General features: G+C 57.0%; 22 protein-coding genes. 3 read left to right on the top strand and 19 right to left on the bottom strand.

Going from position 1 to position 20,594, the window contains the following annotated elements; all coding sequences use genetic code 11:
* Positions 1 to 152: 152 nt before the first annotated feature.
* The 15 genes from hypD to G516_RS0108300 all read right to left on the bottom strand — a co-directional run bounded on the left by hypD (position 153) and on the right by G516_RS0108300 (position 13,042).
* Positions 153 to 1,295 carry a hydrogenase formation protein HypD gene (gene hypD, locus G516_RS0108370; protein WP_028293271.1) on the bottom strand — a complete coding sequence of 381 codons (1,143 nt, stop codon included), beginning with the start codon at positions 1,293 to 1,295 and terminating at the stop codon, positions 153 to 155.
* Positions 1,292 to 1,573: a HypC/HybG/HupF family hydrogenase formation chaperone gene (locus G516_RS21660; RefSeq protein WP_051219092.1), complete on the bottom strand. Its 282-nt coding sequence runs from the start codon at positions 1,571 to 1,573 to the stop codon at positions 1,292 to 1,294. The genes hypD and G516_RS21660 overlap by 4 nt, the downstream gene beginning before the upstream one ends.
* 57 nt (positions 1,574 to 1,630) lie before the next feature.
* Positions 1,631 to 4,153 carry a carbamoyltransferase HypF gene (gene hypF / locus G516_RS0108360; protein ID WP_051219090.1) on the bottom strand — a complete coding sequence of 841 codons (2,523 nt, stop codon included), beginning with the start codon at positions 4,151 to 4,153 and terminating at the stop codon, positions 1,631 to 1,633.
* Complete coding sequence (locus G516_RS0108355) at positions 4,153 to 5,628, bottom strand: sigma-54-dependent transcriptional regulator (RefSeq protein ID WP_028293269.1); 1,476 nt, start codon at positions 5,626 to 5,628, stop codon at positions 4,153 to 4,155. The genes hypF and G516_RS0108355 overlap by 1 nt, the downstream gene beginning before the upstream one ends.
* Positions 5,628 to 6,602: a hydrogenase nickel incorporation protein HypB gene (gene hypB / locus G516_RS0108350; RefSeq protein ID WP_028293268.1), complete on the bottom strand. Its 975-nt coding sequence runs from the start codon at positions 6,600 to 6,602 to the stop codon at positions 5,628 to 5,630. The genes G516_RS0108355 and hypB overlap by 1 nt, the downstream gene beginning before the upstream one ends.
* The gene (hypA, locus tag G516_RS0108345; protein WP_028293267.1) at positions 6,603 to 6,944 is read right to left on the bottom strand and encodes a hydrogenase maturation nickel metallochaperone HypA; all 342 of its coding nucleotides are present in this window, start codon (positions 6,942 to 6,944) and stop codon (positions 6,603 to 6,605) included.
* Positions 6,937 to 8,103, bottom strand: coding sequence for a hypothetical protein (locus tag G516_RS0108340; RefSeq protein WP_028293266.1), 1,167 nt, complete (start codon positions 8,101 to 8,103; stop codon positions 6,937 to 6,939). The genes hypA and G516_RS0108340 overlap by 8 nt, the downstream gene beginning before the upstream one ends.
* A 62-nt stretch (positions 8,104 to 8,165) precedes the next feature.
* Positions 8,166 to 8,864 (bottom strand): [NiFe]-hydrogenase assembly chaperone HybE, encoded by a 699-nt coding sequence (gene hybE / locus G516_RS23820; protein ID WP_051219088.1) that lies wholly within the window; start codon positions 8,862 to 8,864, stop codon positions 8,166 to 8,168.
* A 300-nt stretch (positions 8,865 to 9,164) separates the two neighbouring features.
* Entirely contained in the window at positions 9,165 to 9,452 is a 288-nt protein-coding gene (locus tag G516_RS24330) for a rubredoxin (protein ID WP_084644952.1), read from the bottom strand.
* Between the two features lie 2 nt (positions 9,453 to 9,454).
* Positions 9,455 to 10,486 carry a hydrogenase expression/formation protein gene (locus G516_RS0108325; RefSeq protein ID WP_245582638.1) on the bottom strand — a complete coding sequence of 344 codons (1,032 nt, stop codon included), beginning with the start codon at positions 10,484 to 10,486 and terminating at the stop codon, positions 9,455 to 9,457.
* A 16-nt stretch (positions 10,487 to 10,502) separates the two neighbouring features.
* Positions 10,503 to 10,907, bottom strand: a complete 405-nt coding sequence (locus tag G516_RS0108320; RefSeq protein WP_028293264.1) for a thioredoxin domain-containing protein — start codon at positions 10,905 to 10,907, stop codon at positions 10,503 to 10,505.
* Positions 10,907 to 11,263, bottom strand: coding sequence for a HypC/HybG/HupF family hydrogenase formation chaperone (locus G516_RS0108315; RefSeq protein ID WP_028293263.1), 357 nt, complete (start codon positions 11,261 to 11,263; stop codon positions 10,907 to 10,909). The genes G516_RS0108320 and G516_RS0108315 overlap by 1 nt, the downstream gene beginning before the upstream one ends.
* The gene (locus tag G516_RS0108310; RefSeq protein WP_028293262.1) at positions 11,263 to 11,892 is read right to left on the bottom strand and encodes a HyaD/HybD family hydrogenase maturation endopeptidase; all 630 of its coding nucleotides are present in this window, start codon (positions 11,890 to 11,892) and stop codon (positions 11,263 to 11,265) included. Before G516_RS0108310 ends, G516_RS0108315 begins: the two co-directional genes overlap by 1 nt.
* 350 nt (positions 11,893 to 12,242) lie before the next feature.
* A complete protein-coding gene (locus G516_RS0108305; protein ID WP_028293261.1) occupies positions 12,243 to 12,758 on the bottom strand; it encodes a cytochrome b/b6 domain-containing protein in 516 nt (171 codons plus the stop codon).
* Positions 12,759 to 12,760: 2 nt separating this feature from the next.
* A complete protein-coding gene (locus tag G516_RS0108300) occupies positions 12,761 to 13,042 on the bottom strand; it encodes a PepSY domain-containing protein (RefSeq protein WP_028293260.1) in 282 nt (93 codons plus the stop codon).
* A 210-nt stretch (positions 13,043 to 13,252) separates the two neighbouring features.
* Here G516_RS0108300 and G516_RS0108295 point away from each other — a divergent pair, with 210 nt between their 5' ends.
* The 3 genes from G516_RS0108295 (at position 13,253) to G516_RS0108285 (ending at position 17,164) form a co-directional block, all read left to right on the top strand.
* Positions 13,253 to 14,830, top strand: a complete 1,578-nt coding sequence (locus G516_RS0108295) for an AAA family ATPase (protein WP_211225084.1) — start codon at positions 13,253 to 13,255, stop codon at positions 14,828 to 14,830.
* Complete coding sequence (locus G516_RS21645) at positions 14,827 to 16,428, top strand: VWA domain-containing protein (protein ID WP_051219086.1); 1,602 nt, start codon at positions 14,827 to 14,829, stop codon at positions 16,426 to 16,428. Before G516_RS0108295 ends, G516_RS21645 begins: the two co-directional genes overlap by 4 nt.
* Before the next feature lie 277 nt (positions 16,429 to 16,705).
* Positions 16,706 to 17,164 carry an REP-associated tyrosine transposase gene (locus G516_RS0108285; RefSeq protein ID WP_028293258.1) on the top strand — a complete coding sequence of 153 codons (459 nt, stop codon included), beginning with the start codon at positions 16,706 to 16,708 and terminating at the stop codon, positions 17,162 to 17,164.
* 40 nt (positions 17,165 to 17,204) lie between these two features.
* On the opposite strand, the gene G516_RS0108280 is transcribed toward G516_RS0108285, so the two are convergent.
* The 4 genes from G516_RS0108280 to G516_RS21630 all read right to left on the bottom strand — a co-directional run bounded on the left by G516_RS0108280 (position 17,205) and on the right by G516_RS21630 (position 20,561).
* A complete protein-coding gene (locus tag G516_RS0108280; protein ID WP_028293257.1) occupies positions 17,205 to 17,933 on the bottom strand; it encodes an ABC transporter ATP-binding protein in 729 nt (242 codons plus the stop codon).
* Complete coding sequence (locus tag G516_RS21640) at positions 17,920 to 18,699, bottom strand: ABC transporter permease (RefSeq protein ID WP_051219084.1); 780 nt, start codon at positions 18,697 to 18,699, stop codon at positions 17,920 to 17,922. The genes G516_RS0108280 and G516_RS21640 overlap by 14 nt, the downstream gene beginning before the upstream one ends.
* Positions 18,696 to 19,697 (bottom strand): ABC transporter substrate-binding protein, encoded by a 1,002-nt coding sequence (locus G516_RS21635; protein WP_245582637.1) that lies wholly within the window; start codon positions 19,695 to 19,697, stop codon positions 18,696 to 18,698. The genes G516_RS21640 and G516_RS21635 overlap by 4 nt, the downstream gene beginning before the upstream one ends.
* A gap of 510 nt (positions 19,698 to 20,207) precedes the next feature.
* Complete coding sequence (locus tag G516_RS21630; RefSeq protein WP_028293256.1) at positions 20,208 to 20,561, bottom strand: HigA family addiction module antitoxin; 354 nt, start codon at positions 20,559 to 20,561, stop codon at positions 20,208 to 20,210.
* Positions 20,562 to 20,594 lie beyond the last annotated feature (33 nt).

Genomic DNA, 20,594 nt, shown 5'->3' with positions numbered 1-20,594 from the left:
CGCTCTGAAGCGTTACGAGCGATGGTAAGACAAGGCATAAAATGGCCGGAACGACGGAGTTTATAAGTTATAAATGAGTAAGTTCCGGCCATTCTTAATGCAGTATTACCAACGCAGCAATGCGCCGCGACATGGGTTCAGTAGCTTCAGATTCAGGCCTCCAGCGCCCGGCCGTACTGATAGTAGGCCGCACACGCCCCCTCACTCGACACCATGCAGGAACCCAGCGGGTTGTCCGGGGTACAGGGTTTATCGAACAGCTTGCAGTCGCGCGGGTTTTTCACGCCGCGCAATATCTGTGGGCATTCGCAGGCTTTGACGTCTTTCGGCACCAGTTTGATCTGTTCGGCGTGGGCTTTCAGGCGCTCGGCAAAGCGTACTTCGGCGTCGAACTCGCGGTACTGCTCACGAATTTGCAATGCACTGCTGGGCACAAAACCCAGGCCACGCCATTCAAAGCTATCGCGCAGTTCCAGCACCTGGTCGGTGATGCGTTTGGCTTTTTCGTTGCCTGTGGCGGTGACCGCTCGGGTGAACTGGTTTTCCACCACACAGCGGCCTTCATTGAGTTGCTTCACCAGCATCAGGATGGCTTGCAGCACGTCCAGTGGTTCAAACCCGGCAATCACCACCGGTTTGCCGTATTGCTTCGGAAAGGGTTCATACGGCTGTGAGCCAATCACGGTGCTGACATGAGCTGGGCCAATAAAACCGTCCAGCTCGACGCCCTGCTCACCTTCTTCGGTGTGCAAAATGCCGTGCATGGCCGCCGGGGTCAGGACGTGGTTGCAGAACACCGTAAGGTTTTGCAGCCCCAGTCTGGACGCCTGTTCGATAACCACCGCGGTTGGTGGTGTGGTGGTTTCAAAACCAATGGCAAAAAACACCACCTGCTTGTCCGGGTTTTGCTGTGCCAGCGCGATGGTGTCGGCCGGTGAATACACCATGCGCACGTCGTTACCTTCGGCACGGATTTTCAGCAAACTGGTGCGACCAGAGCCCGGCACCCGCAGCATGTCGCCATAGGTACACAGAATCACGTCCGGCTGTTTGGCCAACGCCATCGCCATATCCAGACGAGCAATCGGCAGTACACACACCGGGCAGCCCGGGCCGTGAATCAGCTTGATGTTGCTTGGCAGCAAATCCGGCAGGCCGTAGCGAAAAATCGCGTGGGTATGGCCGCCACAAAACTCCATCAAGCGGTACTGACGATCCGAATTTACTTCATTGTTAATGGCATCGGCCAGCTGACGGGCCAGCTCACCGTCGCGGAATTCGTCAACGTATTTCATTCGCTGGCTCCTGCTAACGCGTTTTCAGAATCGACAAGATCACTTTCCAGCTCTTCGGTGACGTCGATGCCCATTTCGGCAAACATCGCGAGGGTTTTCAGCGCCTCGGCTTCGTCGAGTTTCTTGAGCGCAAAGCCAACGTGCAGGATCACGTATTCGCCCACTTGCAGGTCGTCCACCAGCGAGATATTGATCGACTTTTTCAAACCGCCAATATTGGCGACGGCGTTGAAGTCGTCGGTGATGGATTCAATTTGTACCGGTATGGCAAGGCACATGGAGATCTCCTGGTTGAGCAAATCGGTTGCGTTTGGTCTCAGTGTTCTTATTGGTCGTTATTGATCTGATAGCTGCTGAGTCGCCAGCCACAACTGCCCCAGCGACAACCCGGCATCGTTCAACGGCACCCGGGTGGGCAGCAATACCTTGATGCCCTGCTGTTCCAGCCGGGTTTGTAGCTGATGGCGCAGCAAGGCGTTCTGAAAACAGCCACCCGACAACACCACCGCACGCGGCAAGTCCGCACCATTGGCCCGCTGTGTATCAAGCTGCTGCACCAGCCAGTCTGCCAACATGGCCGCTAGTTGCAGGTGGAACCGGGCCGCCAATTGGGCGCGGCAAGCACCTGTTTTCAGGCCATCCAGCAATTGGCTGAACAATGGGTAGAGGTTCAGATCAGTGGTACCAGAGGACGATGCAGCGGCGTGACATTCGTCTCCAAATTCATACTCAGAAGCAGTTTCCAGACCTTGCTGCCCGCGCGCTTCCAGTCCTTGCTGACCCCGCGCTTCCAGTCCTTCCCGGGCCAGAGCCTCCAGTCGCATCGCGGCTTCGCCTTCGTAACTCTGACGCAGCGGGTTGCCGTCACGGTCAATCAGCTCCGCGCCGATACCCAGCAGCCCGGCTACAGCATCAAACCAGCGACCAGCGCTGGTGCTGCGTGGGCAATTGATGTTCTTCTGCACTTGCAGCTTCAGCATGGCCAGCGCCTGCTCTGACGGTACATTCAGACCGGTTGCCAGTACCTCTTCAGTGCTCAAACCCAGCTCAAACAGTACGGCTGCGGTTAACCGCCACGGTTCGCGGCTGGCAGCATCGCCACCGGGCAGTGCCAACGCGGATAACGAGCCCAGATGCTGGAATTCAGCGCCGTTAATCAACAAACATTCACCACCACGGGCTTGGCCATCCCAGCCCAAGCCAAAACCATCCAGCGCCAGCCCCATGATCGGTCGTTCTGGTCGCCAACCACGGTCAGCAAGCACCGAGGCGATGTGGGCCTGATGGTGAGGAATTTCCAGCAGTGGTATATCCAGTTCAGCGGCCAGCTTGCGGCCCAGTACCGCCCCGAAGCCTTCCGGATGCAGATCACAGGCAATGGCATCTGGAGTGACTTTCATCAGTTGTAACCAGCGCCGTGCCGTGTGTTCCAGCAAGGCGCAGTTGTCGGGGTGGTCGAGGTCGCCAATGTGCTGGGAAATCGCCACCTGCTGCTGACTGTTCAAGGCGATGGTATTTTTCAGAAAGCTGCCCAGCGCCAGCACCGACGGCAACGGTCGCTCTTCACCTTCTATGTTGCGAGCCGGCAGCAGCGACAACGACAGCGGTGCAAAGCCCCGGCCAATGCGTTGCACCAGCGGCGCACGCTCGGTCAGGCAAGCCACCACACTGTCGTCGTTGCGGGTTTCGATATCGCGGTTGTGCAGCAGCCAGGCATCGGCGACACCGGCCAGCTGACCCAGCGATTGCTGGTTGTCGGTAATCAGTGGTTCCCCAGACAGATTGGCACTGGTCATCACTAACGCCAGTTCAGGGCAATCCAACTCGGTGCGGGCAATTTCGAACAACAGCCAATGCAACGGGCTTTGCGGCAACATCAGGCCAATGGCATCCAGCCCAGGGGCCAACTGTTGCAGGCTGTCGTTGTGGAAGGTGCGGGCTGCGCCGCCCTGGGGTACCAGCACCACCGGAGCCCCCGGTGCCATTAGCTGCTTGCCCGCATAACCACTGAGTTTGCCCCACACCCGCGCCTGATCATGATTGGCGACCATCACGGCAAACGGCTTGGACGGCCGATGTTTGCGCTGGCGTAGATTGGCAACCGCGGCGGCGTTGGTGGCATCGCACACCAAATGGAAACCACCCACGCCTTTGATAGCAACAATATCGCCCTGCCAAAGTCGGTGAATAACTTGCGCTAAAAGTTCACTGTCTGAACCCGTCAGTTGACGTTGTTCACCACCCGATTCAGTCACGACCAGAGACAACGATGGCCCACACGCCGGACAGGCGTTAGGTTGCGCATGAAAGCGACGATCAGCCGGGTCCTGATACTCGGCACTGCAAGCGTCACAAAGCTGGAACTCTGCCATCGAGGTGTTAGGGCGGTCGTATGGCAGCTCTCGAATCAGGGTGTATCTGGGGCCGCACTGGGTGCAGTTGGTAAAGGGATAGTGATAGCGGCGGTTGTGGCGGTCGGCCATTTCCGCCAGACAGTCGGCACAAGGCGCGGTGTCGACGGTGATCGACAAACCGGCGTCGTCCGAGCGGTCACTGTGGTCGATAAAGAATTCGCTGATTTCCGTCAGCTGCGACGGCTCGAACGACTGACTGTCGAAGCGCTGAATATGCGACAACGATGGCGCTTGCTGTTGCAGGCGCTGCTCGAATTGCTGCAAGGCCGTCCAGCTGCCTCCGGCTTCAATGATCACATCGGCGCCACGGTTGAACACCCGTCCAACCAGCTCCAGCTCGATGGCCATGCGATAAACGAACGGCCGAAAGCCAACGCCTTGCACCTGCCCCTGAATATGAATCCGGTGGGCATGGGCTGGTAGCGGGATCGCAGCCGTTGCCATCAGGCCAGCGGCTCCAGTCCGTAGCGGTCGAGCTTGGCGCGCAAACCAACCCGCGACAGCCCCAGTTCATCAGCGGCGCGGCTCTTGTTCCATTTGTGGCGGATCATGGTTTCACGCAGCAGTTGTTTTTCCAGCAGCTCGGTTTTGTCCTTCAGGGTACTGCCTTCGCTCCAGCCTTCCTGACGACGCAGCACGGCTTCCAGAATCGGTTCCGGCTCGGTGTGTTCAGGCAGGTTGCGCAGCAGCCTTGGGCTGATCAGCTCAGCTCCCAGCACGTCGCCTTCGGCCAGTACCAGCATGCGGCGAATCTCGTTTTGCATCTCACGGACGTTACCCGGCCAATGCCATTGGCTGAGAGCTTCAATCGCACCATCGCTGAAGCCCGCGGCAGGTTTGTCGTAATCACGGCTGGCCTGGCGCAGGAAATGATTGGCCAACGTCGGTACGTCCATTCGACGGGCTGCCAACGCTGGCAACAGCAGCGTCATTTCTGCCAGTCGGTAATAGAGGTCTTCCCGGAATCGTCCGGCGGCCACTTCGGCTTCCAGATCGCGGTTGGTGGCGGCGATGATGCGCACATCCACCGGGCGACGTTTGTTATCGCCAACGCGGCGCACTTCGCGTTCCTGCAATACCCGTAACAGCATGACCTGAAACGCCGGTGAAACATCGCCAATTTCGTCCAGAAACAGGGTGCCGCCATCGGCCTGTTCAAACAGACCGGCGTGGTCGGTCATGGCACCGGTAAAAGCGCCCTTGCGGTGGCCAAACAGCTCGGAGGCCAGCAGGTCGTCGGGCATGGCACCGCAGTTTTCCACCACAAACGGTTGGTCCGCACGCAGACTGTTGTAGTGCAATGCCCGCGCAAACAGTTCCTTACCGGTGCCGGACGGGCCGCTGATCAGCACCGAAATATCGTAGGGGGCAATTTGCTGCACCCGCTCACAAATGTTGTTCAGCGGGCTGGATTCGGAGCGCACGATTTCGTCCAGTGCAAACTGCTGACGCAAACGGGCTTTCTTTTCTTCAATGCGGGTTTCGGCCTGGTTGGCCGTGAGCCGGATTTCGGTGGCCAGCAGAGCATTCTCGCTTTCCAGCGACACCAGCCGACAGGCATTGCGCAGCGACAGCAACAAATGGTCCGGGTGCCACGGCTTGGTGATGTACTGGAAAATACCCGCCTCATTAAGGCCACGGATAATGTCTTCGGAATCGGTATAACCGGACAGAATCAGCCGGGCAGTATTGGGCCATTGCGCCCGCACCTGAATCAGCAGTTCAACCCCGGTGGTGCCGGGCATGCGCTGGTCACACACCACCGCAGAGACCGGCTGGCGCTCGAGGATTTGCAACGCCTGTTCGGCGCTGTTGGCGGTAATGACGTCGAACTCTTCGTCCAGCGTCCGCTCCAGGGTTTCCAGCGAGCGCAGTTCGTCATCGACGCACAACACGGTATGACGACGCATGGCATTCATCAGAGCAAAGCCTCCAGCTGTTTCATCTGACTTTTGAGTGCCTGAATCCGTTGTTGAATACGTGCGGCACGACGCTCGGCTATCCAGCCCAGCCATTGGTCCATGCCTTCGCCGCTGCGGGCGGAGCACTGGATCACCTGAATGTCCGGGTTCACCCGGCGGGCGGCCTCGATACAGGCTTCAACATCAAAATCGAGATACGGCAGCAGATCAACTTTATTGAGAATCATCAGATCAGCGGCGTGGAACATGTCCGGGTATTTCAACGGCTTGTCTTCGCCTTCGGTGACCGACAGGATCGCCACCTTGTGGGCTTCGCCCAGATCAAACGCCGCCGGGCACACCAGATTGCCAACGTTTTCGATAAACAGCGCGCCGCCTTGCAGTTCGTGTAAACCTTCCAGCGCATGACCCACCATATGGGCATCCAAATGACAGCCCTTGCCGGTGTTCACCTGAATGGCCTGAACACCCGTTGCACGGATACGGTCAGCGTCGTTGCTGGTTTGCTGGTCGCCTTCGATGACCGCCATCGGCCATGGCGATTGAGCCTGACCCAAGCGCGTGATGGTTTCAGTCAGCAAGGTGGTTTTACCGGAGCCCGGGCTAGATACCAGATTCAATGCCAGCAGATTCAGCTGCTCGAAGCGAATGCGGTTAACGGCCGCATAGCGGTCGTTCTTGCCAAGAATGTCCTGCTCGATCTGCACCATGCGCGCCTGGGTCAGACCCGGCGCATGGGCATGGGCAGCGCCTTTGCCATAATGCAGGTCGCCGTTGCTGGCGGTCTCGACCACGTTTTCCTGCTCATGACTGTGGCTGTGTTGATGATCATGGCTGTGATCGTGCGCATGGCTGTGATCGTGCTGATGATCATGAGAATGACCATGAGAGTGGCTATGTGAGTGATCGTGAGTATGTGCGTGTCCTTCAATCTGGACCTCGCCTTCACTGCAACCGCATACCGTACACATTCAAACCACCTCCAATTCTTTGATTCGTAACTCGTCACCCGAGGTGACCTGTAGCTGATAGCTGCCGCAATGCGGGCACTGATCGTAACGCTGATTGATTTCGACTGTTTGAGCACACCCCAAACACCAGGCCTGACCGGGCAAACGGATGATTTCAAGTGTCGCTCCTTCGGCCAGAGTCGAGCGGGTCACGGCATCGAAACAAAACACCAGCGCATCCTGCTCGATGGCGGCCAGCGGGCCGATTTCCAGCCACACGGCTTTCACCCGTTGAAAATCCTGGGCTTTGGCCTGATCTTCAATCACCTGAATAATGCCTTCGGCGATCGACATTTCATGCATTGTGTTTGGCTCCTGAATCGGCGCTGACGTTTGCCTGCGCTGATGTGGTTGGCTTATCCGTTTCGGGCTCTCTGATTTCAAGCTCACGAATTTCGATATCAAACCCGACGCAAGGGTCCAGCGCCCGCACGATCCAGCGCAAGGCCTTGTCGACCGTGCCGTTGGGGACGCTCATCCCCGTCAGGCATTGCGTCACCAGCGGACCCTGAAAATTCACATCCGTAGGAGCCTGAATCATCCAGCCTGCATTATCCGTGACTACACCTTCCGCCACGCCATGCTGCTGTACCTGATGCAACAGCCAGCCCCGCGCCGTGCGCACCCAGCCCTGTTGTACGGACTGACCCGCAGCATCCAGAGTACGATGGCAGCGCACCCAATCATGGGGATTGGCGGCCTGCATCAGGGCTTCCATCACTCGCAGAGTTGCCTGCCATTGCTGCTGCGCCACGGCCAACAGGGCCTGCGCCAGCGGCTGGCCGGCATGATGCAACAGGGCGTCGGCTCCGGCACCACTGAACACCCGGCCGGATTCCGGCATAAGCCCCGGCTGGCAGGCTTGCCAGCTATCCACTTCGCTGTCGGGTAATACCACCCCGGCCAGTTGCTGTTGCAAGCTGTCTTGCAGTTGCGGCAGCCATTGCTGCTGGTGGATATTGCGCTCTAACTGCATCAGCAAGGCTTCCACCGCCAGCGAGCGGGCAACGTCGTCGCCGCGCTCCATGGCAAAACTGATTTCTTTCATGGCCTCGGCAAAGGCCTGGGTCGGCAATGGCAAATGCCAGAACTGCCGCAACTGCATCAGATGCTCGCGTAGATTTTCTCGCAATACGCCTGCTAACGCCCGTTGTATAGAAGGGTTCCGCCGGGATGATCCTTCCGGCGTGCCGCCGTTGCTGTTACCACACCCATCGATAACCGCATCGTCTTCAAACAGACCGCAGGCCAACTTGCCTGCCAGCGCATGGGCTTCACCACACACCGCGAACAACAACGGCAGCATTTGGCAGGCCTGGACAGGACCTTGCTTGAGCAACAATCGCTGCATGCTTTGCAACGGTCGGGTCAGCTCGCTGGATGCTGCAACCACCTGTTGCCGATCGACCTGAACCTGAATATTCAAGGCACCGGCAGCGCGATTTTCCGTCGAGTTCAACATACTGCGTACTCCTGCTCTGATTGACCGCCCGGGTTGCTGCTTTTTCTGGTTCTGGTGCTGTTTCAGCGTCCAGCCAGAGAGCGTAATAACCCGCGTCGGCTCAGCGTTTTTTGTTGTGTGTTGCTACGGTCTTCTGCGTTCGATGTTGGCGCTTCTGCTTCGGTTTCTTTTGCTTGGGTTTCTTTTGCCGGTTGTTTTTCTATTTTCGGTTTTTCTGCTTCAAGCCGTTCAGCCTCAAGCGCTTCCAGTCGCTGTCGCTCGGCAGCCAGTTGCTCCAGCTCACTTGGACCAGTGTCTGGCAACTCGGCATCGGTGCTATGGATCAGCAACAACACCTCGTTGGCAAAGGCACGGGCGGCTTCCATGTTGTCGAACTGCTGCATCAACGACAGCAGCGAACCAGAAGCATAATGGCCCAGAGCGTCACTGTGGGCTCGGGTCAGTTCAAAGCAGTGGTCGTTAACTTCCAGCAACCACTGGCTGCCGGGTTCACCAGCGGCCATGCCACTGGCCATCAGGTTCATGCACCAGGGCGTAATCAGCACCCCAGCCCACTCTGGCCGGTCAGCCGCCACCGGTTGCCATCCCAGCAACTCCACCGTTAATGGCGGGTGATACAGCGGCAGCGATTGCATGGCGCTGGCGGCCTGTTGGTATACGGCTTCAATGTTTTCCTTACTGAGTTCTTCCTGGCCCAGCTGTTCCTGACCCAGCTCTGTTCGGCTTAGCTCTTTGCCGCCGATCTGGTTCCCGCTAACCACGTGCTATCGCCCCTCTTACCCTGCTGATGACCTACAGGGGACATCTATTTAATCCTGCACGACTCTGCGCGAGCGTTGCCGTTGTTCAGGGCAAGGCGACGAATGCAGCGAAATGACGAGTCCTTTTCAAATTCGTCAACACAGCACTGGGCGGCGGCAACCCGCGCCCTGAGGGGGCTACCGGATGATCTCGACTCTGTGTCGCCGACTTTTGACTTGACCCGTCAGGCCTGCAAATCGGCTTCGTGATTCGAACCCATCCGGTAGCCCAGAGCGAGCACCGGATTAAATAGATGTCCCCTAGAGATCGACCACCATAAATTGGTCCTTATCACCGTCACATTGTGGGCAGCGCCAGTCATCCGGCAATTGGCTGAAGGGCGTATGGGCGGCAATCTGGCGGTATTCGTCGCCTTCACTTGGTTGGTACTGATACCAGCAAATCTTGCATTCCAGCACAGTGCTGTCGTCCAACTGGCTTTCGTCGCCGAGGTAGCTGCCTTCAAAACCCTTGGTTGTTTGGGCCCGGGGATGAGTCTGGGTCTGGGACTGGGCCTGTGTCTGGGAGCCGATCGTATTGTCCGTCATGGTCAGGCTTCCTCAGCAGGCATCAGGGCATCGAAGATTTCGCGCAGACGTTCAGCGGAATCTTCCAGGTCTTCACGGGCGGCGCAGGCAACTTGCGGCACCGCAATCACTTCCAGAGTGTCCAAAATCAACTGGTCGGTGCTGTTGAAGTACTGCACGCTCCAAACTCCGGCCACGGCGGTGCTGTGGATGCGGCAGTTGCCGTAGCCGCGCGACAGAATGGCCACCCGACCACCGCCCAAACGCAGATGCAGGAAGTTCTGATCTTCCGGGGAAAACGGCAGCAAACTGAGGTTCACCACATGGGGCTGCTGCAACGGCGTGCGCGCATGCTCGGCGGCTTTTTCCAGCAGCTCCAGCACCACGGAAGCCCCGTTCAGCAAGTTGCCCGGCAGAGGACCCAGCTCGAAGGTATTCGGTGTTTGAGGCGGGAAAGCCTCATCCAGCACAGCTTCCGGAATGGCACCCACTTCCAGCCACTGGGATTGCAGCTGTTGCTGGTCGTCCAGTTGCTGAATCCACCACACCCCGGCCAGTACCGTTTCCTGCACTCGCAGACGGGTGGTCAGCTGGTCGTTCAGAACCATTAAGGCCACTTCGCCTTCGCCAAGGGTTTGGTACAGCAATGAACAAGCGCCCGGTTCTATGCCATCCAGCGACAGCTTTTGGGTACCTTCTAAAGGAGCTCCGCCTTCCGTCACACCGTCTTGCGCAACCGCCATACGGTCGGCGGTAACATCAAGCAGCAGCTGCAATTGTTGCAGCGCAGCCGCTGCTTGCGGATGCTCGCTGAGCTCATCGGACTCTGGCAGCAACGGAATGTCGAAGGTGTCCATTTCCTTCGGCATTTCCATGTAGTTCAGAACCAGTTCTTCCTGATGGGAACCCGGGCCAACCAGCCCAGCCCCAGACAGTGGATTGGCAAAACTGGACATGCCGGAGTTAATGCCCAGCGCATCGGCTTCGTTGGTTTTCGAGCCAATGTCCGTGCCAAGACTGGTGCCCAGATCAAACAGTGGAATATCACCTTTCATAATGTCACTCCGGAAATCAGGCGTCGGTGCTGGCCAGCGGTTCTACTGGCTGCGGCTGGCGGTTCAGGATTTGGGGAATCTGCTGCATGTAGTCGTCCCAATTCTGGATTTTGATCATGCTGCCGAGAAACTCACCGCGCTTCAGAAACACCAGCGCCGGCCAGGTCACAAAGTGGTAGCGGCCTTGCAGCTGTTTCTCGTGCTGACGGTCAATCACAGCCGCGTGCAGCTGTGGAAAAGCCGCCACCAGCTCGGGCAACACCACCGCCACGTCGAGAGCTTCTTTCACCTTGTTTGGGTCTTCACTGAAAAACAGCACGCTGTATTCATGGCCGTCGGCAAAGGCATCAACGGATTCGGTGGTCAGCATGGGATAACCGAATTCGTCGGTCAGTCGCTGGATCAGGGGATGAACAGACATCAGGCGTTTTCCTTGGAATTATTCTTTAACTGCGCTTGCAGGTGTGGCGGTAGCTGTGGCTCTCGGTCAAGGTCGGCAAACAATTCATCAAAGCCATCCAGCTCACCGAGTTCGGCTTGCTGCAAGGCCCGCAAAGCCAGCCCAACCTGTTCAGCCCGCTGTGGCGTCAGGCATTCACGGGCAGCACCCAAAAACACCAGCAACCACTGGCCAACGGCCACCTCGCCCACCAGTGCGATGTCCACCATAGCCAGGGCTTGTCCGGGCATTGCTCCCCACGGCAGGCATTCGGCACGCTCCAGCGTGCTGCCATCGCCGTGCAGGCGAGTCACTTGCATTGGAATGCCAATACACATCAGTGGCTGGCCTCGGTTTTGGGCATAAAGCGGCTATCGCCAATGCGGCAGGCGTCGTCTTCGTCCGGGCGGCCGGATTCGTATACGTGAATGGCTAATTGGTTGGGGGACAGGTCTTCGGCTACTGAGGCCTCGGCTTGCGGGCGCGGCACCAGCAAAGTGTCGCGTTCGGCCAGGTAGTCCACGGCTATCTGAACCGCCGGTGCAATCTGGTCTTTCACCACATCACGCAGGCTGCCGCCGAAGTCTTCCAGCGCTTCCGGCTGCACGCCCAACAACAGCAGTTCATCGGGGTAGCCACCAGCAAACTCCGCCAGCGCCAACACCTCCTGAAAACCGGTCTGGTGCAGGCTCATCTTCTTGGCACCCATGAATTTGGGCACCTCGTCACCTTCCACGATTTTCAGCGTACCAGGTTCAAGGCCGTAATCGACGGCATCAAACACCACCAGAATGTCGCAGTTTTGGACGTGCTGAACCAGATACAGCCCCTGGGTACCACCGTCCAGAATCTCGACGTTGTCGGGGAGTTCAAAGTGTTGATTGATGTGTTCGACGCAACGCACACCAAAGCCTTCGTCGGCCCACAGCACGTTGCCAATGCCCAAAATCAGAATGTGTTGCTTCACGGTTAGCCTCGATCTCTCACTCGGGCAGGTTCAAACAAACACGGCCGGTGAGTTTTTTTATGTTATCGAGTGTTAATCAAGAGCTGTGCCAAACGGAAAAAACCGCGCAAACGCCACTGTAACGGCAGGGGTTACAGGTTTGGAGAAACAGGAGTGGAAAGTTATATTTCAAAAAATAAGAAAACCGAAAGATTAATTACCACTACAGGCAAGAGGTGCCTGTATCGACCTTCTGGGGCTGAACTGCCCGGCAGACAGATAACCACCTGCGGATGGTTATCTGCCGCTTCGCGTTTAAGGAACCCACCAAGTAATCAGCGAAGTCCTTAAAAGAGCTCTCAACGGAGCTTTTAACGAATCATTGACCGCACCAGCGGCAAGCGGAACTTGTGCTGAATCCACAACACCGCCGACACATGCACGACCACAGCAGCCATCACCAGATTGGCGCTCCACTCGTGCAACAGCTGCACCCACTGTTCGCCCCAATAGCGGTCGGTTTCCTGCAACCAACCCGAGAAGCCCACCAGCGCCAACCCCAGCCAAAGCCCGACCACCATCACACCCGCCAATGGCGTATGGTGAGGACGGTAGCCTTGCGGCTGATGTTCAGCGTCGAAATGGCGAATGCTGTGGCGCACCCGCGCTGGCGTCGGAAAGAAATCCCGCCAGCGGGCATTGGCAGGGCCAACAAAGCCCCAGCCCCAACGAATCACCAGCACTGCCAACAAGCTGTAGCCCAGCCACTGGTGCCAGTCGTCACCGTCGTCTGGCCAAAGGTAATTCCACAGGAAAACGGCGGCGACCCACCAATGGGTGAGTCGCACCAGCAAATCCCAGCGGCTGGCGTGGGAGTTAGCCGCCATGATCAGTCGATTTCTTTCTTCACGATGGCGCCGGTTTTGGTATCGAAGTACACCTCAATACGCTCAAACTTGCTGCCATCGTCGCTCAATCCCCAACCGTAGATTTCATAGCAATCGCCGGAGCGCAGGAACTTCTTGATCGCAAAACCGTATTCATTAACGATTTTTTTCTGCATATCCAGAATGTGCATTTGCTCGGCTTCCGAGTGCTCCTGACAGTCAGCCCCAGCCATTGCTACGGACGACGCTGCCATCATCGCTGCCGCCATCAAAACCTTACGCATGTTTCATCCCCTTTTTTTGATTATCAATGTAGTGATTGGGCGAATTCCTCTGCGTCGAACCGCCCAGGTGGAATGTGATAAAGATTATCAAGCGCAAATATAAAAGATTCGTTTCCCTAATAAAACGATCAAGAGACGCTCATCGAAACCCGCAGCGGGTCAGGCTATGATGGCAAAGCCCGTTTTTGCCCATCACCGCACGGAGTCCGCGTGAGCCAGTCACAATCAGCCCAGCCACAGCCGCAACCAAACTCGAGCCAGACCGATCTTCAGAGCCGTATCCAGTCACTGGTTGAACACATCAGCGCCGGCATGTTCGAGCGTGAAGAAGTCATCGCCGTTGCCCTGCTGAGCGCGCTGTGTGGCCAGAACTGTTTTCTGTTTGGCCCACCGGGTACCGCCAAGAGCCTGATCTCCCGTCGGATTGCCTCAGCGTTCACCGAGCCAAGCTACTTCGAATACCTGATGAACCGTTTCAGTACGCCGGAAGAAGTGTTTGGGCCAGTATCCATCAAGGCATTGAAACAGGACCAGTACCTGCGCAAGACCAAGCATTACCTGCCGAAAGCCGAGTTCGCCTTTCTGGACGAAATCTGGAAATCCAGCCCGGCGATTCTGAACACCCTGCTGACGCTGATGAACGAGCGGGTGTTCCGCAACGGCGAACGGCTGGAGCAGGCACCGTTAAAAGCCCTGATCGCCGCTTCCAACGAAACGCCACAGCCGGATCAGGGCCTCGAAGCCCTTTACGATCGTTTTATCGTACGCCTGCTAGTGTCTCCGATTCTGCACAACCATCACTTCGACCAGCTGCTGAATAGCGCCCCCTCTGCCGATAAGGTCGACATGCCCGACGGACTGGCGGTCAGCTCAGATGAATGGCTGCAGTGGCAAAGCGAGATCGATCAGGTTGCTATCAGCAACGACTGCTTCACCATCATTCACCTGATTCGCAGCCAGCTGGAGCAACAACGTGAAGAACTGGGCGTGTACGTTTCCGACCGCCGCTGGCAGCGCGCTGCACGTCTGATGAAAGCCTCAGCATTTTTCCACGGCCGCAACAACACCAACCACAGCGACGCCCTGCTGCTGCGCCACTGCCTCTGGACTCAGGAAGGCAACCGCGACGCCGTTGGACTGATTGTGCTGGAAGCGGTGCAATCGGTTGGCTTTGAAGCCGGTATGCAGCTGTCGACGCTGGATCAGGCCAAGGATCGCCTTGACCGCGAAATCAACGACGAGCTGTTTTACTCCCAGGACGTCTACAAAACCGAACGCATTGAAGACCGTGAATTCTTCTTCCTCGACGCCCAGTTCGAGCTGGTGAACTACCGCGACGTGAAAGAAGTCGAGCTTTATATTCCGGTGGAAAAACTGCGCACCCGCGATGTTTTCTCGCCGCTGGACGACCGCGGCAATGAGATCAGCGAAGTCACCGCCCAGTTCGAAGGCCAGGGCAGCTGCCGGATGGAATACCGCGACTATTCCTATCGCTACGAAGAGCTGATTTTCCAGCCGGAAGTGCTGTTCTACCGCGGCGACCGCAAGCCGGATGTGAACCGTCGACTGGTGAGCTCACTGGCGCAATCGGTACGGGAATTAAAAGCCGAGCTCAGCGAACTGGTGGCCCGTGCTGAAGCCAGTCAGGCCGAATACCGCCAACAACTGCGCTCGCTGTTTGTACCCGTTGAATTGACCGATCAGGCGTTAGTTGGCGTCGAACAACAAATGAACAGCCTGCGTTTACGCATCAAGGACTGCGAACGACTGGAAGCCTTGTGTCGATGACAAATTCTGGCTTTCAATCCAGCCAGCCGGACGCCGACAAGGTTCGTATTGCAGGCCACAGCATCAAACAACAGCTAAGCCAACAGCACGACCACTGGCTGCGCTCCAATCCGCAAGCGGAAGACCTGATCAAGCGCAAGCTACAACGCTGGGACGAAGACACCCGCGTCATCATGATGCGTGAATTTCCATTCAAGCCACAGCTACAGCGCCTGCGCCGCTGGGAAAGCCGGGTGGTAGCTATGGCCGCTGAACTGGGGGCAAGCCAAGCGCAAACGGACGACCAGAATAACTATCAAGCCACCGACGACACGTCAGCGAAAACAGCGATCCGTAAACTGTTCGAGCAGATATTCAAGGAATTCCGCCAGTTCTGTCAGGTGCTCAGCCGTCCGCTCGACGAAGACTACTGGCTGCATCTGGACGAAGACATCGTGGTCGATTCCGGTGAAGTCGTCGAAGTCGATGAAAACCCGATTTTCCACCTCGAAATGCTGCTGGCCGAATGGCAGAAAACCCTCGACCACGCCCGCAGCGAATGGGAACTGCAACGCATCAGCGAATGCCGCCAGCAGTTTCTTGCCGACATCGACGAACTGCTGTTGTTGCTCGGACAACTGCACCATCAGCTGGAACCGCTGGGCATGAGCAGCGGCCTGCTGTTCGACCTTTCTGCTACCGACATCAAAGCCGACGACCTGCGCGAACTGCAACGCTGGAGCAACTACCTCAACAACGACGACGGCGTCAAAGCCATTAGTGAATTGCTCGGCAAACTGCGCCAACTGGAACTGTCGCAGCAACTGGAACAAGTCAACGCCCGCGACCTCAACACCGGTAACTGGCACGACAACCACGCCCGCGACGAACTGGTCGGCCTGCGACTGGGGCGTGACCTCGAACACGTGTTACCCAGCGAACTGGCACTGCTGTCCGATCCCGATACCGAGCTGTTGTTTGATCTTAAATTTATTGAATCACGGCTGATGTGTTTCGACGTGCAAAGCCTTGATCATCAGCCCGAAGAAGACGAAGACGGCGATCCAACCGACATCAGCCGTGCCGTGCGCGGCCCGATGATCATCTGCGTCGACACCAGTGGCTCCATGAGCGGCCCACCGATGACCGTCGCCAAAGCCGTCACCCTGTTCCTCGCCAGCCAGGCCCGCGAAGAAAACCGCCCCTGCCTGCTGATCAGCTACTCCACCAGCGTGGAAGAACTGTCACTGTCGGATGAGCAAGACCCCGAACAAAACCGCAACAACCTGATGGCCTTCCTCACCCGCAGCTTCGAAGGTGGCACCGACATCACCCCAGCGCTCGAGCGCTCGCTGGAACTGATGCAAACCGACCAATACCGCCGCGCCGACCTGCTGGTGATCTCCGACTTCCTGATGGCCGAACTGCCGGAACCACTACCGGAAAAAATCGAAACCACCAAACAGCGCGGCAACCACTTCCACTCACTGGTCATCGGCGAAACCTACATGCTCGACCGCATGAAACACCTGTTCGACCAGGAATGGGTCTACGACCCGCACAGGAGTGAAATCAAGGAATTGGTAACGTTTAAAAAGCGGGTGGTTGAAGAAAGATAATCGGACGCAAGCGTCCTCCTACGAATGAGCCAAACGATCAAACGCCAGATCAATCGCCAAGCCTCGTAGGAGGACGCTTGCGTCCGAATGACGTCAACGTCAGATTAATCGCCAAGCCTCGTAGGAGGACGATTGCGTCCGAATGACGCCAACGTCAGATTAATGACCAAGCTTTGTAGGAGGACGCTTGCGTCCGAATGACTCCAGCGTCAGATTAATTACCACACCTTGTAGAAAGACGCTTGCGTCCGAATTCAGATCTGTAAGGACACAGACCATGAATCCAGCGAAAGGACACAGAAACCTGCGTATCGGCCGTTTCTCCGAAGCAGGACGAATCTATCTCGTCACAACAACCACACTGAATCGTACGGCCGTATTCCTTGACTTCAATGTAGCCAGGTCTGCCATCAAGGCATTCACATCCGAGCGAGCCTTAAAAGACGCAACCCTGATCTGCTGGGTGCTGATGCCCGAGCACGCACATTGGTTGATTCAACTGGGAGAGGACACGCTTTCAAAAACCGTGATGCGGATGAAGTCTTTGTCAGCCCGAGCAGTTAACCAGCAAAGAGGAATATCAGAGCAGCTCTGGCAGCATGCTTTTCATGATCATGCCTTGAGGCAGGAAGAAGACCTGAAGGAAACATCTCGCTATATCGTCGCGAATCCATTACGCGCGGGCTTGGTTAATACACCGGGAAACTACCCATTCTGGGATGCCATTTGGCTGTAAGCCGTCATTCGGACGCAAGCGTCCTCCTACGAGCGAGAAGCTACCTACCCGCCAGCACCCCGGGATGCTCCGCCAGCAACCCTTGCTTCCACTCTTCCACCTCAATCGCTCCCCTCGGACGCGGCAACTCAACCGCTTTGTCCAGAATCAAACGCCCCGGCGCTGCCGATAAAAACAGCACGCGGTCGGCCAGTTGTATGGCTTCGTCGAGGTCGTGGGTAACGAAAATAACGGTGGGCTTTTGCTGCTGCCAAAGGTTTTCCAGCATGCCCCGCAGGTGTTGCGCGGTTGGCTGATCAAGGGATACAAACGGCTCGTCGAGCAATAACAAATCCGGTTTGGCCAAAAACGCGCGGGCAATGCTCACCCGCTTTTGCATGCCGCCAGAGAGTTTACGTGGATACTCAGCGCCCTTTCCTTGCAGGCCAACAATGTCCAGCATGGCTTCGATGTCAGCTTGACCGATCTCCGGAGCCGTCAGTCGCAGATTTTCTTCAACCGTCATCCACGGCATTAGCCGTGGCTGTTGAAAGATGTAGCCCAGCTGGCAGGGAGTTTGAGCCTGGCTTTGGCCGTTCACCTTGATGGTGCCCGGTTCGCTGGGCTCCAGCCCGGCGATCATATTCAGCAACGTGGTTTTACCGGTACCGGAAGGGCCGACCAACGCCACAAACTGGCTTTCGGGAATACTGGCGTTGATTTCTCCCAAGGCCGCCTGCTGGGCGCTGGCGTAGTATTTTTGTTTCAGATCGAGATCAAGCCTGACCATAGCCACCCCGCGCAATATAGCGGTCGATAGGCCGCATAATAACGGCTTCAATCAGCAGGATCACAATGGCAAACGCCAGGGTGTAAGCGAGGATGCTGGCAATATCGAAGAAGTGGAAAAAGGTACCCAGCTGAAAGCCAACGCCGTCGCTGCGACCGAGCAATTCCACCACCAGCACAATCTTCCAGATTAACGACAGACCCGACCGCGCCGCCGCCATAATGAATGGGTAGAGCTGCGGCAAATACACATGGAAGAAAGTCTTCCAGCGCGATACCCGATACACCTGCGCCACCTCCAGCAGCTGACGATCCACAATGCGGGCACCTTCTCGCACCATCACCACCACGGTTGGAATCTTGTTCACCGCCACCGCCGTCACGGCCGCAGCTTCGGTCAAACCAAACCAGATGTAACACAGCAGAATCGTCACCAACGCAGGTACGTTCAAGGCGATCACCAGCAAGGCATCACCGGCCAGATTCAGACGTCGATAAGCGCCCATCACAATGCCGATTACCACGCCCAATAGCATGGCGATGGCAAAACTGACGGCGACGCGAAGCAGGGTTACCGACAAATGATGCAGCATGTCGCCTTCTAACAGGTGTTCGTACAAACTCCCCAGCACGGCAAACAGGCCGGGTAAATTGCTGCTGTCGGCCCAACGGGCGGCAATTTCCCAGCCAGCCAGTACCAGCAGCAGTGGCACTGATGACCACAGCAGGGATGACCAAATAGCGGGAGGATTACCGTGCTGGCTCATGGCGAAACCCGCTGAACCTCACAACGGCTAGCTGGCTGACATTCAACCGGCATCAGGAACATGCGGTCATCAAGCGTATTCGCGCCACCGGTCAATTGCTTGCCGCCTTCGCGGGCAAAAATATCGTAGAGGGCATGCAGCGCCTTGACGTTATCGGCGTTGAAAGTGGTCAGAACACCTTTGCGATATTCATCACGCAAGGTATTAAAGATGGCGTAGTCCTCGCTTTTGGTCAGCGGCTTGATGCGCTGCCATTCGGCGTCGGAGGTCAACAGAATCTGCCGGGCTTCACTCGATGCCAACAGAAAACGGTTCAGCAGCGTACTGTTGTCTTGCGCCCAATCATCACTCACCACCCAGCCAACCAAAGGCACCTGCGAGCGAATACCCAAACCTTCCAACACCTGCTGAACAGTGATCAAGGGCCGGTAGCCACGGGCTTTCAAACGGGCGCTGTAATGCCAGAAGTTCAGCGAGGCATCGAGCTTGTTGTCGAACATCAGCTTGTTCAGCAAAGGGGGCGCGGCGAAAACCGGCTGCACGGTTTGCTGCAATTCAATGCCCTGTTGTTTGGCGTAGGCTTGCAGCAGCAGCCAGCTTTTATCCACAGCGCCACCGGCAATGCCCAATCGCTGGCCATCAAAACCCTTCAGCGAACCGACGTTCAGATCGGGCTGTAAATACACCCCACCCGCTGCCGCCGACACCGGCGAAAAACTGTACATACGACGGGCATGACGCTGACGGTTCACCCACACCCAATCGCTGTAAATAAGATCCACGGCACCGCTTTGAAGCGCCACCGAGCTGGCGTTTTTACCGCCGACGGGCGTCACATCCAGCTGGAAGCCGTGCTTGCGATCCAGCTGGTGCTGGCGAATAACGTCCATTTCCCAGTTCAGCGTGCCGAATTGCAGCACAGCCACTTTTACGCTTGGTAGCGCGGACTGGGCGTTCGCAGTAGAAAAGGTCAGCAGCAAGCTCGCAAGCAGTGCCATAAGACGCAAAGCCCGGGAAAACAAATGCAAACTGAGCGGCCGGACCAAAGATGGAGAAAAACGTGATGTAACCATAGGCGCTTCGTTGTTGTTATTGGCTGCATTGGTTGTATAGGCAAGGGCTCGCCACTGACGCGCCCCGTCAGTTGAGTATAGCCAGCGGTAACAAGTCGCTCCTATGCCACCATCGTTGTTGATAAAACGCTGAAATGTGTACCAAAGCAGTATTGGCGCAGTGTGTTACTAGGGACCCTCTGAAAAACTCTGCACAGCTCTGCGCGTGTCCTGCAGGTTGTCAGAACAAGGCGGCGAATGCAGCGAAATGACGGGTCCTTTTCAAATTCGCCAACACCGTTCTGGCGGGCTGCAGGCCGCGCCCTACGGGGATGGCGGGGCATTGCTGACTCTGTGTCGCTGATTTTTGACTTGACCCGTCAGGACTGCAAATCAGCTTCGTGATTCAGCTTCGCCATGTCATCCAGAGCGGGCACCGAGTTTTTCAGAGGGTCCCTAGCGCAGATTAACAGGCGGGTTCGAGTGCAGCGCCCGGTACAGCTCCCACAACTGCTGTTTTTCCAGCCAGAACATGGGCGTAGTGTTGAAGTGGGCAGCCAGTTTGAGGGCGGTATCGGCGCTGATGGCGCGCTGGCCGTTGACGATTTCGTTCACCCGACGGCGGGAAACGCCGAGGATGCGGGCAAGGTCGGATTGGGAAATACCCAGCGGGGTCAGGTAACAACGCTGCAGGAAGACGCCGGGATGCTCGGGTTTGCGCATCGGGAAAGCGGCAGGTTTGCGAATGGCGGAAGTCAGCGGTTTGATGGCCGTTGCGGTATTGATGGCTGTTACCTTGTTGGTTGTCACGAGAGCACCGTGTGATTTGGGAAAGGCGGGCCA

The organism is Oceanobacter kriegii DSM 6294, from assembly GCF_000422845.1.
Lineage (GTDB): Bacteria > Pseudomonadota > Gammaproteobacteria > Pseudomonadales > Oceanobacteraceae > Oceanobacter > Oceanobacter kriegii.
This window is presented reverse-complemented; position numbering and strand designations above follow the sequence as displayed.